The following is a 12,361-nucleotide window of genomic DNA, read 5'->3' as shown; positions in this document are numbered from 1 at the left end:
GCGCGCCGCACGATGCGGCACGGCCAGTAGACCTCCCAGTACATCTCACGGGCGACGCGTGCACGACCCGCCCAGGGCGGAGATACGCCTCCTCCGTAAGGGGGGCGTAGTCAGCCCTGCGGAGCGCACGGCGGGTCCCGCGGCGGGCGGAGGGCGAACCGGCCGCCCGGGGTACGCGCGTGCCGGCCCGGCCGGGCCCACCGGACGCCGTCCCTCCACGGGGTGCCGGGCCCGGGCCGGCGCCGGTCGGCCGGGGTCCGGCCGTGTCGCTCGGTCGCCCGTAACCGCAGGTCAGCCGTCGGGCGCGGGGCCACGGCCGGGGCCGTCGTCGGTCGTGGGGTGGGTCCGCGGTGGTGGCGGGGCGGGGCGCGGGCGGTTAAGCGAAGGAGGTTGTGAAAGAGGCGCGGCCGGCCACGTCATGTACCTACTCCGCGGGGAGTATGGCGCGGGCCGACGCGGCGAGGTGAGTGGCCGTCACATTCGGCTGAGTCGCGGTCAGTTCGGGCGTGTCGTGGGCGCGGGGGCGACGGCGCGCTTGGCGGCGAAGCGGCGGGCCTTGTTGCGGTTGCCGCAGACGCGCATGGAACACCAGCGTCGGCTGCGGTTCTTCGACACGTCCCAGAACACCCACGCGCACTCGTGCTCCGCGCAGCGCTTGAGGCGCGCGGCGTCGCCGGCGAGCACCAACTCGCTCCAGGCGACGGCCACGCCGGCCAACCCCCGCCGGACCGGCGGCAGCCCGGGAGCGGGAACCAGCACCAGGCCCGCGCCGCCGACCGGCGCCGCCTCCGGTGTGGCGGGCCCGGCGCCCGCGCCGTCCGTGGCGTCGAGGCCGGCGCCCCGCGCTGGCTCGGCGCCCTCCGTCGGCCCGGCGTCGGCGGGCGCGGCGGGCTGGTTGGCCGGGGGCGCCCCGCCCACGGTGGCGAGCAGGGGCAGCTCGCGCAGGGCCGAGTCCGCTTCGGCGAGCAGCGCGGCGGCGGGCTGGTCGCCCACCGGTACGCCGAGCCGTTCGCGCAGCCCGCCGCGCAGCCGCAGGGCGAGCGCGAGGTCGTCGGCGTCGGCCCGGTGCGGGCGGGCCAGCAGGTGCTGCCCGACCAGCCAGTCGGTGAGCTGCTCCGGGGTGCTCAGACCGTCGGTGCCGAGCTCCACGTCGACCGTGTTCGCGAACGCCTCCACGAGCCGGGCCGTCGCCGGTTCCTCGTACACGTGCCACCTCCCTCGTGCGCCACCCGCGCGCCGCCACCCGTCGCGCCCCGTTGCCTGTCTCGCCCAACCCTCGCCCGCCAAGGCTAACCGGTCAAGCGCTTGACCGGTTGACGGCGCTCATGGGTCGTGCCAGGCTCCCCTCATTAACCAGTCAAAGGCGATAGCCGGTTACGCCGGGGCTGCTGGGCCCTCGGCATGTCCCCGGCGGCCTACCGGCCCGCCGGCACGCCGCCGGCGAGGGAAACGTGATGAAGGGGGACGGCTCGATGAGTGCTGACGCCGCGACCGTGAGCGGGGACGCCGCGACGGCGTCCGCGTCCGCGACTGCCGCTGGGCCACGGGCGGCCGAGGCGGCCGAGGCCGCGCGGCCTCGCTCGCGGAACACCGCGGTGCTGCTGGTCTTCACCGCGATCACCAACCTGGCGGACGGGGTCACGAAGATCGCGCTGCCGCTGATGGCGGCCCACCTCACCACGTCACCGGCGCGAATCTCGCTCGTCTCGCTCACCCTGACGGCGCCGTGGCTGCTGGTGGCGCTGCACGTCGGGGTGCTGGTCGACCGGGCCGACCGCCGCCGGCTGCTGTGGCTGGCGGACGGCATGCGGATGCTGGCCGTCGGTGGGCTGCTGCTGGCCCTCGCGGCGGGCGGCATCACGCTCTGGGGGCTGGCGCTGGCCGGCCTGGTGCTCGGGGTCGCCGAGGTGATCGCGCTGACCTCGGCGGCGGCCCTGATACCGGCCGTGGTGCCGCGCCCGGCGCGCGAGCGCGCCAACGCGCTGATCACCGGCACGGAGACGGTCGCCAACGAGTTCTGCGGCCCCTTCGTGGGCGGCCTGCTCGTCGCTGCGGGCACCGGCGTGGCGCTCGGCGCCACCTGGGTCACCTACCTCGCGGCCAGCCTGGTCCTGCTGCTGCTCACCGGCCGCTTCCGGGCCGCGCGGGACGCGCCCGGGGCGGCCGCGCACGCCGGCGCGCCCACCCCCGGCGCGCCCACCCCCGGCGCGTCCGCCCCCGGCGCGCCCACCCCCGGCGCGCCCACGCCCGGCGCCTCCAACGCCACCGTCCCGACGGCCGAGCCGCTGGACGGCGACGCCCGGCCCCAGGCGCCGGCCGCCGCCGCGCACGCGCAGATCGCCGAGGGGCTGCGACACCTGTGGGGCCAGCGCCTGTTGCGCACCATGGCGCTGATCCTCACCGTGCTGTGCGCGAGTTGGGGCGCCTGGCTGGCGCTGATGCCGCTGGTCGCGACGCGCACCATGGGCCTGTCGGCCGACGAGTACGGCATCGTGCTGAGCGCGCTCGGCGTGGGCGGGCTCACCGGGGCGGTGGCCGCGACCTGGGTGAACCGGCTGCTCGGCCGCCGCTGGGCGATGTTCGCCGACCTGCTCGGCACCCTCGCGATGATGGCCGTACCCGCTCTCACCACGCAGTTGTGGGCCGTCGCCCTCTCCGCGTTCGTCGGCGGGATGGGGGGCACGCTGTGGACCGTCAACGCCCGTCTCATCGCGCAGAACCTGGTGCCCGAGGCGATGATGGGCCGCTACAGCGGCGTGGCCAGGCTGCTGAGCTGGGGCGCGCTGCCGGTGGGGGCCGGGTTGATGGGCGTGCTCGCCGAGTGGTGCGGCGTGCGGTGGGCGTTCCTCGTCTTCGCCGCGACCGTCGCGGCCACCGTCCCGGTGTTCCTGCGCGTGGTCACCTCGGACGCGCTGCGCGCGGCGGAGTGAGTGGTCCGGCCCGGTTCGCCGCCCGCCGCGCGCCGGGGCGCGCGCGTCGGGTGACCGGCCACCGGCCCGGCGGCGGCGCCGTCCGGCGCCGTCGGCGTGTTCGCCGACTCTCGCCGGGCATGGGGGCCGCGGGTACGGTACGTAGGGGGGTGCGCGGTGTTGAGCGAGTCACGGAGATGGGTGAGGCGTACGTCGCCGGACGCGGAGCGGCCAACTCACGCCAGGCCGGCGGAGCGTGGCGGCGTGCGGGGGCTGCTGTCCGCGATCGGGCTGCTGCTCGCCGTCGTCTGCGTCGTCGGCCTCTTCGTCGGGCGGCAGGCCCAGCAACTGGCCACCGGCGAGGACGCCACCGTGCGGGCGGTCGCGCGCTGCGCGGAGGGCGGCGGCCCCGGCACGGAGCCCGCGCACTGCGAGGGGGAGTGGCAGTTCGCCGACGGGCGCACCAGCATGGGCGACATCCAGGGCCCGGAGGTGGCCAAGGGTGACACGGTGTTCGCCGGCCGGGGCTGGGCGTACGCCTCGCGGACCCGGCTGAGCCTCCAGGTGTGGATTCCGGTGGGGCTGTGCACGGCGTGCGTCGGCGTGGCCGGGACCTTCTGGGTCGTGTATCGGCGCGACCAGCGGGCCGCCGTCCTCATGAAGCCGGCCCCGGTGCCCGGCGGCATGGCCCGCTCCTGACGGCCCGCTCCGCGCCGACGCCAGCGCGCGGCGCGCGGTGCCTCACGGCGCCGGTACGTTCACCACGCCCCGGTACGGGAGGTAGGTCGTGGAGCCGAGCGGGCGGACGCCGGGCAGCGACTCGACGATCTCGGCCAGCCCCCGCAGCGTGCTGCCCTGCGTGAAGGCGTGCCAGGCGTCGAGCGTCGTCCACTCCGCGTAGTTCAGCACTCCGGTGCCGTCGGTGCTGAGGTGGAAGTGAGCGGCGACGAGGCCGGGCACGGGGTGCTCGCGCAGGCCGGCGATCACCTCGTCAGCCAAGCGGCGCTGGGCATCGGGCCCGTCGGTCTCGAACTCCCCGGTGACGACGGCGCCGACCTCCTCGGCGGGCCCGGTGTCCTGGCCGGCGCTGTCCGTGGTCGGGGCGTGGTAGCTGTCGTGGAGTCGGTAGCGGGTGAGGCCGGGGCGTTCGATGCCGGGCAGTTCTTCGTCGATGGCGCGGACCAGGGCTGGGCGTTGGGTGCGGACGAAGGTGTGGTGGTCTGCGTCGTTGGTCCATTGCGCGTAGTTGAGGACGTGTCCGCCGTCGGTGCTGAGGAAGGTGGTCAGGGTCAGCATCGCGTCGGGGCGGCCCAGTTGCTGCCAGGAGTCCACTACGGAGTCGGCGGCTGGCCGCTGGTGGGCGGGGTCGCTGACTACCCAGCGGCTGGTCAGGATGGTTCCCGCGTCGGGGCGGGTGACGTCGGGGAGGGTCACGGGGTGGGACGGCGTAGCCATGGCGTGCTCCTTGACGAGTAGCGCGACGCGGGCCCGTCGATCGCCCGCACCGCCGACTCTGGTACCTGAACCCTGGTTCAGGTCAACGCCGTCCCGCCCGCCGGCATATCGGGCCGCCGCACCTCGTCCAACCCGCTCGGGCACGGGGCCTGGCGTGCGGCGCGCGGTGTTTCACGGCGCGGGTACGTTCACCACGCCGCGGTACGGGAGGTACGGCGTGGGCCCGAGCGGCCGGACGCCGGGGAGCGCGGCGACGGTCTTGGCCAGCGCCTGCGACGTGCTGCCCTGGGTGAACGCGCGCCAGGCGTCCAGCGTCGTCCACTCCGCGTAGTTCAGCACCTCGGTGCCGTCGGTGCTGAGGTGGAAGTGGGCCGCGAGGAGGCCGGGCACCGGGTGTTCGCGCAGGCCGGCGATCACCTCGTCGGCGAGGCGGCGCTGGGCGTCCGGCCCGTCCGTCTCGAACCCCACCGTCACGACGGCGCCGACCTCCTCGGCGGGCCCGGTGTCCTGGCCGGCGCTGTCCGTGGCCGGGGCGCGGTAGCTGTCGTGGAGTCGGTAGCGGGTGAGGCCGGGGCGTTCGATGCCCGGCAACTCCGCGTGGACGGCGCGGACCAGGGCCGGGCGTTGGGTGCGGACGAAGGTGTGGTGGTCTTCGTCGTTGGTCCACTGCGCGTAGTTGAGGACGTGTCCGCCGTCGGTGCTGAGGAACGTCGTCAACGTCAGCATCGCGTCGGGGCGGTCCAACCGCTCCCAGGAGTCCACCACGGAGTCGGCGGCTGGCCGCTGGTGTGCGGGGTCGCTCACCACCCAGCGGCTGGCCAGGATGGTTCCCGCGTCGGGGCGGGCGATGTCGGGAAGGGTGGCGAGGTGGGACGGGGAAACCATGGTGTGCTCCTTGGTGAGTCGTACGGCGCGGGCCCGTCGATCGCCCGCGTCCCCGACTCTGGTACTTCAACCTTGGTTGAAGTCAACGCCGCCCCGAGGCCCCGCCGCCCGGCCACCTCCCCGTCCCGCCACGCGGCCCCCGGCTACCGTGTCACCGCCGGGCCCACGACCGCACGCTCCCCGGCGCTCGGTCGCGGGCCCGGCCGCCCTCACCGCGTGGGGCGGGCGCGCAGTACGCCGTCCACGCGGGCCGCGGCGTGCGCCAACTGGGCGCGTACGGCGGCGAGTTGGCCGGCCGTGACGCCGTGGTCGCGGGCGGCGTCACGGACGCCGTCGCGGAACCGGTCGAGCAGCCGCTCCAGGTCCCGGGCCGGGTCGGTGGAGTCGGCGTCGTCGGCCACGGCCCAGTCGGGCAGCGGCCCCACCGCGGCGCCGGCGGCCCCGGCGTCGCCAGCCCCGGTACCGGTCGCCCCGGCACCGGCCGTCGCGGCCGTGGCCTTGTCGGCCGCCCCGTACGGGTCGGGCGCGCGCTCGGCCGTGGGGTCGGCGTCGGTGCGGGCGTCGGCGCGGGCCTGGTCGGCGGCCTGCTGGAACGGGTCCGGGGTGGCCGGCCCGGGGCCGGCCTGGCCCATGCGGGTCATGGCCCGGGTGACCTCGGACAGGCCCTCGCGCAGCGCGCCCTGCCAGTCCCCGGCCCGTAGGTGCGCCTGGGTCTGCTCCTGCACCCGGTGGGCGATCCGCTCGACCTCCTCGCGCGCGAAGTCCCGGGCGTCCTTGGCCTCCCTGCGGGCGCGCTGGGCGTCCTGCTTGGCCCGGCGGCTCTCCTCCTTGGCCCGGCGCGCCTGTTCCTTCCACTCCTCCTTGGCCCGCCGCAACTCCTCCTTCGCCTGCCGCCATGCCTCCGGATCGGCCCACGGGCCGCTCTCCCACGGGGCCCCGCCGCCCTTGCCGCCGGCCGCGCGCCCCGCCTCGCCGGCCGCGCCCGCCGGGCGGCCCCGGCCACCCGGACCGTGCGGGGCCTCCCGCCCGGTTCGCTGGTCGTCGCGGTGTCCCGGCCCGCCGTCGGCCGCGGAGGGCGCTCCGCCCGTCGCCCGGGCCTGGCTGGCGGCCTCGCGCATCTGGCGGCGCAGGTCGCTGGCGGAGCCCCGTACGTCCTCGCGGATCTCGGCGGCCAACTCCGCCACCGACTCGCGGATCTCCAGCTCCAGGTCGGCCAGTTCGCCGCCGCGGTCGGAGAGTTCGGCGCGGCCGGCGTCGGTGAGCGAGTAGACCTTGCGCCCGCCCTCGGTGGCGTGCGTGACCAGGCCCTCGGCCTCCAGCTTGGCCAGTCGCGGGTAGACGGTGCCGGCGGACGGCGCGTACAGGCCGTGGAAGCGCTCTTCGAGCAGCCGAATGACCTCGTAGCCGTGGCGCGGCGCCTCGTCCAACAACTTGAGCAGGTACAGGCGCAGGCGGCCGTGGGCGAAGACGGGGGGCATCAGAGGACCTTCTTGTCGGACGGGCTAGCCTGGGGAGGGTCGGTGGGTTCGTGGTGCCGGGGTACGGCCGGCTCGGGCGGGCCGTCCGGGCCCGGGGGCGCCGTGGGCCCGCCGGGGGGCGCGCCCTCCTCCGTCGAGGGGCGGCGCAGGACGGCGATGGCGCCCGAGATGCTGGTGGCCTTCAGTCGCCCGCACACCGTGCCCAGCGTCCCCGTGATCTTGCCGCCGGTGCCACCGGGACAGGCCCACGCGCCCCACGGCCCGCTCCAGGGGCTGCCGTCCACCGTGAGGTCGTCGAAGGCGTTGGAGAGTTGGCCGCTGGTGGTCTGGGCGTCCACGGCCACGTTCGCCGGGTCCGGCAGGCGGATGGCGATCCCGCCGGAGACGGTGTTCAGGTGCAGGTCGGCGGGGGTGGCCGTGGGGGCGATGTCCAGCACCATGTTCCCGCTGATCGAGTCGGCCTTGACGGCCGGGCTGGTGCCGTCGATGACGGTGAGCTCGCCCGACACGGAGTTGAAGCGCAGCCGCCCGCCGAGGGACTGCGCCTCCACGCTGCCCGACACGGTGTCGGCCCGCACCTCGCCGGTGAGCCCTACCAGGGTGCTGTCGCCCGAGATGCCCCGCACCTCGGTGCGCCCGCTGAGCCCGGAGACGACGGCCGCCGCGTGCACCGTGCCCACCTCGGCCCGGGTCTCGGTGGGCACGGTCAGGGTGATGTGCGCCGTGCGCTGCCAGCCCTTGCGGTCCAGCAGCTTGAGGAAGCCCTGCCAGGGCAGGTCCTCGTACGCGATGCTCAGCACGCCGTTGTGCAGGCTGACCGCCAGCGGTGGGCCCTCGATCTCGGAGAGGTGCAGGCTGGCGGGGCCGGTGTCGGTGCCGACGACGTTGACGGTGCCGCCGACGACGCGCACGTGGAGCGCGGTGACCGGCGCGTCGAACGTGAGCTTGCGTGGCGCGCTGAGCGACCACTCGGACCGGTCTGACATGTGGGGCCTCCCCAGCTGGAGCATGGACGCAACATATCGCGTCTACTGCCAACACGATATATCGCGGATAAGGGAAGTCAAGCGCCACCACGGCGCGGGCACGGCGCGGCACGGCGCGGCACGGCGTGGCGTGGCACGCGTGGCACGGCGTCTTGCGCGGCGGCTGGGGGCCGGCTCACCCCGAGGTGGGGTCCCGCTCGGTGGGGGATGAGGGGGCGGTGTGGGCGCGGGGAGAGCCGTGTCCGACGGATGGCTCACGAATCTTCGCCACTGCTACGTTCTTCTCCCCATGTGGCGGCCCGCGTAGGAGAGGTGACGGGCTGTCACGAACTGTCTCTTGAAGCGGCGCAGTACCCCTGCGGTGGCAGGGGAGTTCCGGAGGGGAGCCGGAGATGAACCGGAGCGAGGGATCGGTGGGATCGACGGAGGTCCCACCGCGCGCGGTCGTGACACCCGACGCGGCGACGGAGCCCGAATCCGTCGCCCAACTGCTGCGGAAGGCAGCGCGGAGCCACCCCGATGCCGGCATGCGTTACCTCCCAGACGATCCGATGGGAGAGAGTGCCTTTCAGCCGTATCCGTTCCTGCTCGCCGCCGCCGAGCGGCTCGCGGCCGGCCTCGCCCGTCGCGGTCTGACCCCGGGCGACCCGGTGGGGCTGCTGCTCGACCGGCCACGGGACGTGATCCCGGCCTTCTGGGGCTGCGTGCTCGGCGGGTTCGTGCCCTGCCCGCTGCCGCCCCTGCCCGACGACGCGGACCGCGCCCGGGAACACCTCGCCCACCTCGGCGAACTCCTCGACGGCCCGCTGCTGCTGACCACCGAGCCGGTGGCCGGCGCGGCGCCACGGGACGCCCGGGTGCGGATGGTCCCCATCGGCCAGCTCCACGCCGAGGCCGAGGCCGAGACCGAGGCCGAGCCGGGGCCCGCGCGGGACGCCGCCGCGCCGCCGGCCGTCACCCCCGTCGCCCCCGACGGCCTCGCGCTGCTCGTGCTCACCTCGGGCTCCACCGGGCGGCCCAAGGCGGTGCGCCTCACCCACGCCAACCTGCTGGCCTCGATGGCGGCCAAGGCCGAGCGGCAGCGGCTGACCGGCGCCGACCGCACCCTGAACTGGATCGCGTTCGACCACGTGGCCGCGCTGCTTGAGGCGCATCTGCTGCCGCTCGCGGTGGGCGCCGAGCAGTTCCACGTGTCGAGCGCGCGCGTGCTCGGCGACCCGATGGAGTTCCTCCGGCTGATCTCCCGCCACCGCGTCACGATGACCTTCACGCCGAACTTCCTCCTCGGGCTACTCAACGCGGCCGACGCGCCCGCGGTCGGTGTGCCCACAACCAGCGCAGCCGACGCGCCCGCGGCCGGTGCCAGTGCGGTCGGTGAGCACGCCGCCAGCCGGGGTGCGGCCGGCCAGGCGCGGGTCGGGACCGAGACCGAGGCCGCGACCGGGGCGTACGAACCCGGCGGCGAGCGGCTCGACCTGCGTTCGCTGCGGCACATCGTCAGCGGCGGCGAGGCCAACGTGCGGGCCACCGGAGAGGCGTTCCTCGCCCGCTACGCCCCGTACGGGCTGCGCGGCGACGCCCTGTGGCCCGCCTTCGGCATGACCGAGACCTGCGCCGGCAGCGTCTACTCGCGTGGCTTCCCGCAGGTGGACGCGGGCCGCGAGTTCGCCTCGCTCGGGCAGCCCGTGCGCGGGCTGCGCATCCGCGTCGCCGACGCCCGGGGGCGCGTGTGCCCGGCCGGTGAGGTGGGCGAGCTGCAACTCCGCGGGCCGATGATCACCGACGGCTACCACCGCGACCCGGCCGCCACGGCCCGCGCGCACACCCCCGACGGCTGGTTCCGCAGCGGCGACCTGGGCCGGATCGACGGGCTCGGCGACGACGCGCCCAGCCAACTCGTGGGCGGCGAGGTGGGGACGGGGCACCTCGTCCTGGTGGGCCGGGCCAAGGACAGCGTCATCGTCAACGGCGTCAACTACTTCAGCCCCGACATCGAGGCGGCCGTCGAGCGCCTGGACGGCGTCGCCACCGGCCACGTGGCGGCCTTCCCCACCCGCCAACCAGGGCACGACACCGAGCAGTTGGTGGTGGCCCTGCGTCCGGAGCCGGCCGCGGCGAGCGGGGCCGCGCTGCACCGGCTGCTGACCACCGTGCGCGCCACCGTCGTGGCGCACTGGGGCTTCCGGCCGGCCCACGTGCTGCCGCTGCCCGCGTCCGCGTTTCCGAGGACCAGCCTCGGCAAGACGCTGCGGCAGCGGATGCGCGAGCGGCTGGAGGCGGGGGCGTACGACGCGGTGATCGCCGAGGTCGCCGCGGAGTCCGAGCACCACCTCGGCGGCCACGTCGCGCCCGAGGGGGCGACCGAGCGGGCGCTCGCCGACATCTACGCCGAACTCTTCGAGCGCGAGCCGGCCCGCGTCAGCGCCACCGCCAGCTTCTTCGACCTCGGCGGCACCTCGCTCGACATCCTCCGGCTCCGCCGCCTGGTCGCGACCCGACTCGCGGTCGCCGAGCTGCCGGTGATCACCGTGTTGACCGCCCCCACGGTGCGCCAACTCGCCGCGCGGCTGGATGCCGGCCCGCCCGCGGCGACCGGCCCGGCCGCGTACGACCCGGTGGTGCCGTTGCAGACCGGCGGCGACAAGACCCCGCTGTTCTGCGTGCACCCGGGCGTCGGCGAGGTGCTGGTCTTCGTCAACCTCGCCCGCTACTTCGCCGGCGACCGACCCTTCTTCGCGCTGCGGGCGCGGGGCTTCAACGCGGGGGAGCGGCCGTTCGGCAGCTTCGCGGAGATGGTCGAGACGTACGTGCGCGCCATCCGCGCCCGGCAGCCGCGCGGCCCGTACGCCATCGCCGGCTACTCGTACGGCGGGGCCGTGGCCTTCGAGATCGCCAAGAGGCTGGAGGCGCTGGGGGAGCGGGTGGGCTTCGTGGGCAGCCTCAACCTGCCGCCGCACATCAAGTACCGGATGGACGAGCTGGACTTCGTGGAGACCGCCACCAACCTGGCCCTCTTCCTCGACCTCGTCGACCGGCGACGCGCGCTCGAACTCCCCGCCGAGCTGCGCGCCCTGCCCGCCGACGAGCGCCTGGCCCGCCTGCTGGACCTCGCCCCGCCGCGCCGGCTGCGCGACCTCGACCTCGACCTGCCGAAGTTCACCGCGTGGGCGCGCCTGGCCAGCGGCCTGACCGCGCTCGGCCGCGCGTACCGGCCGAGCGGGACGGCGCGGTCCATGACGGTCTTCTACGCCGTACCGCTGCGTGGCACCAAGGAGGACTGGTTGGCGCGCGAGCTACGCCGCTGGGACGAGCACACCCGCTCGCAGAATCGTTACATCGAGGTGCCCGGCGAGCACTACACGATGCTCGGCCCGCGCCACGTCGCCACCTTCCAGGCCATCCTGCGCCGCGAACTCGACCGCGCGCTCGGCGAGGGGAGCCCGTGAGACGGCCGCGCCCCCGCGCGTGCCCCGGCGGCCCCGACCCGGGGCCGTGGCCGGTCGCGCACGACAACCCGAAACAACCCGAGGAGAACCGGTGGAAGGCAAGAAGATCCTGGTCACAGGCGGTACCGGGCAGGTGGCACGGCCGGTGGCCGAGGCGCTGGCCGAGCGCAACGAGGTGTGGTGCCTGGGCCGCTTCGGCACCCCGGGCGTGGCGCGCGCCCTCGCCGAGCGCTCCATCACCACCCGGTACTGGGACATGAACGACACCTCGCCGGCGGCCCTCGACGGCCTGCCCACGGACTTCACCCACGTGCTGCACAGCGCCGTGCGGCGCGGCGAGGACGGCGACTTCGACGCGGCCGTGACCGCCAACGCCGTCTCCACCGGCCGCCTCATGGCGCACTGCGCGAGCGCCGAGGCGTTCCTGTACGTCTCCACGGGCGCCCTGTACGCGCGGCAGACCCTCGACCACGCCTACCGCGAGAGCGACCCGCTGGGCGGCGTCGCCGACTGGCTGCCCGCCTACCCCGTGGCCAAGATCGCCGCCGAGGGCGCCGCGCGCGCCTTCGCGCGGGTCCTCGGCCTGCCGACGACCATCGCGCGGCTCAACATCGCGTACGGCCCCGGGGGTTACGGCGGCGTCCCGATGCTCTACTTCCGGCGCATGCTTGCCGGCGAGCCCATCGCGGTGCCCCTCCAGGGCCAGAACTGGTGCTCCCCGCTGTACACCGACGACCTGGTCCGCCAGGTGCCGCTGCTGTGGGAGGTGGCCACCACCGGTGCCACGGTCGTCAACTGGGGCGGCGACGAACGGGTCGGCATCACCGACTGCCTGCGCTACCTGGAGGAGTTGACCGGCGTCGCCCCGCGCCTGGTCCCCAGCGAGGTCACCCGCGAGACGTACGCCTTCGACCCGACGGTGCGGCGCCGCCTCATCGGCGACTGCGTGGTCGGCTGGCGCGAGGGCCTGCGCCGCACGCTGGCGGCGCACCACCCGGAGCGGCTGCTGGCCGACACGGGCGCGTAGGGGCGCGCCCGGCCGGCGGACGCGCCACGGCGACCGAGCCGACGCGACATGAGCCGACGCGACACGAGCTGGCACCACACGGCAGCACGCGACGCGACACGTGGCGGCACGCGAAGCGACACGCCACGCGGCGGCACGAGCGGCACGCACCATCATCGCGACACAACCGACCCAC

Annotated in this window: 9 protein-coding genes; 4 read left to right on the top strand and 5 right to left on the bottom strand. The window is 75.5% G+C overall.

What is annotated here, in order from left to right; all coding sequences use genetic code 11:
- Positions 1-495 precede the first annotated feature (495 nt).
- A complete protein-coding gene (locus AC3CHW_RS09980; RefSeq protein WP_488470213.1) occupies positions 496-1,206 on the bottom strand; it encodes a CGNR zinc finger domain-containing protein in 711 nt (236 codons plus the stop codon).
- A gap of 266 nt (positions 1,207-1,472) precedes the next feature.
- Here AC3CHW_RS09980 and AC3CHW_RS09975 point away from each other — a divergent pair, with 266 nt between their 5' ends.
- Together AC3CHW_RS09975 and AC3CHW_RS09970 are read left to right on the top strand one after the other, a co-directional pair.
- On the top strand, positions 1,473-2,930 hold the full coding sequence (locus AC3CHW_RS09975; protein ID WP_488470212.1) for an MFS transporter: 1,458 nt from the start codon (positions 1,473-1,475) through the stop codon (positions 2,928-2,930).
- A gap of 180 nt (positions 2,931-3,110) precedes the next feature.
- Positions 3,111-3,608 carry a hypothetical protein gene (locus tag AC3CHW_RS09970; RefSeq protein WP_488470211.1) on the top strand — a complete coding sequence of 166 codons (498 nt, stop codon included), beginning with the start codon at positions 3,111-3,113 and terminating at the stop codon, positions 3,606-3,608.
- Positions 3,609-3,650: 42 nt separating this feature from the next.
- Here AC3CHW_RS09970 and AC3CHW_RS09965 read toward each other — a convergent pair whose 3' ends face one another.
- The 4 genes from AC3CHW_RS09965 to AC3CHW_RS09950 all read right to left on the bottom strand — a co-directional run bounded on the left by AC3CHW_RS09965 (position 3,651) and on the right by AC3CHW_RS09950 (position 7,713).
- Positions 3,651-4,364, bottom strand: coding sequence for an antibiotic biosynthesis monooxygenase family protein (locus AC3CHW_RS09965; protein WP_488470210.1), 714 nt, complete (start codon positions 4,362-4,364; stop codon positions 3,651-3,653).
- 171 nt (positions 4,365-4,535) lie between these two features.
- Positions 4,536-5,249, bottom strand: coding sequence for an antibiotic biosynthesis monooxygenase (locus AC3CHW_RS09960; protein ID WP_488470209.1), 714 nt, complete (start codon positions 5,247-5,249; stop codon positions 4,536-4,538).
- 209 nt (positions 5,250-5,458) lie between these two features.
- Positions 5,459-6,727: a PadR family transcriptional regulator gene (locus AC3CHW_RS09955; RefSeq protein ID WP_488470208.1), complete on the bottom strand. Its 1,269-nt coding sequence runs from the start codon at positions 6,725-6,727 to the stop codon at positions 5,459-5,461.
- Positions 6,727-7,713 carry a DUF4097 family beta strand repeat-containing protein gene (locus AC3CHW_RS09950; protein ID WP_488470207.1) on the bottom strand — a complete coding sequence of 329 codons (987 nt, stop codon included), beginning with the start codon at positions 7,711-7,713 and terminating at the stop codon, positions 6,727-6,729. Before AC3CHW_RS09950 ends, AC3CHW_RS09955 begins: the two co-directional genes overlap by 1 nt.
- 392 nt (positions 7,714-8,105) lie before the next feature.
- Between AC3CHW_RS09950 and AC3CHW_RS09945 the strand changes: the two genes are divergently transcribed.
- Together AC3CHW_RS09945 and AC3CHW_RS09940 are read left to right on the top strand one after the other, a co-directional pair.
- Positions 8,106-11,159 carry an AMP-binding protein gene (locus AC3CHW_RS09945; RefSeq protein WP_488470206.1) on the top strand — a complete coding sequence of 1,018 codons (3,054 nt, stop codon included), beginning with the start codon at positions 8,106-8,108 and terminating at the stop codon, positions 11,157-11,159.
- Positions 11,160-11,250: 91 nt separating this feature from the next.
- Positions 11,251-12,186 (top strand): NAD-dependent epimerase/dehydratase family protein, encoded by a 936-nt coding sequence (locus AC3CHW_RS09940; protein WP_488470205.1) that lies wholly within the window; start codon positions 11,251-11,253, stop codon positions 12,184-12,186.
- Positions 12,187-12,361: the final 175 nt, after the last annotated feature.

Source organism: Streptomyces sp. MGP-BFMKR1, assembly GCF_057766585.1.
This window is presented reverse-complemented; position numbering and strand designations above follow the sequence as displayed.

What these genes read in the sequence shown, in the direction of transcription:
- AC3CHW_RS09975 (WP_488470212.1), top strand. Translation starts at nt 1,473, where the DNA reads ATGAGTGCTGACGCCGCGACCGTGAGCGGGGACGCCGCGACGGCGTCC.
- AC3CHW_RS09965 (WP_488470210.1), bottom strand. Translation starts at nt 4,364, where the DNA reads ATGGCTACGCCGTCCCACCCCGTGACCCTCCCCGACGTCACCCGCCCC.
- AC3CHW_RS09960 (WP_488470209.1), bottom strand. Translation starts at nt 5,249, where the DNA reads ATGGTTTCCCCGTCCCACCTCGCCACCCTTCCCGACATCGCCCGCCCC.
- AC3CHW_RS09955 (WP_488470208.1), bottom strand. Translation starts at nt 6,727, where the DNA reads ATGCCCCCCGTCTTCGCCCACGGCCGCCTGCGCCTGTACCTGCTCAAG.
- AC3CHW_RS09950 (WP_488470207.1), bottom strand. Translation starts at nt 7,713, where the DNA reads ATGTCAGACCGGTCCGAGTGGTCGCTCAGCGCGCCACGCAAGCTCACG.
- AC3CHW_RS09945 (WP_488470206.1), top strand. Translation starts at nt 8,106, where the DNA reads ATGAACCGGAGCGAGGGATCGGTGGGATCGACGGAGGTCCCACCGCGC.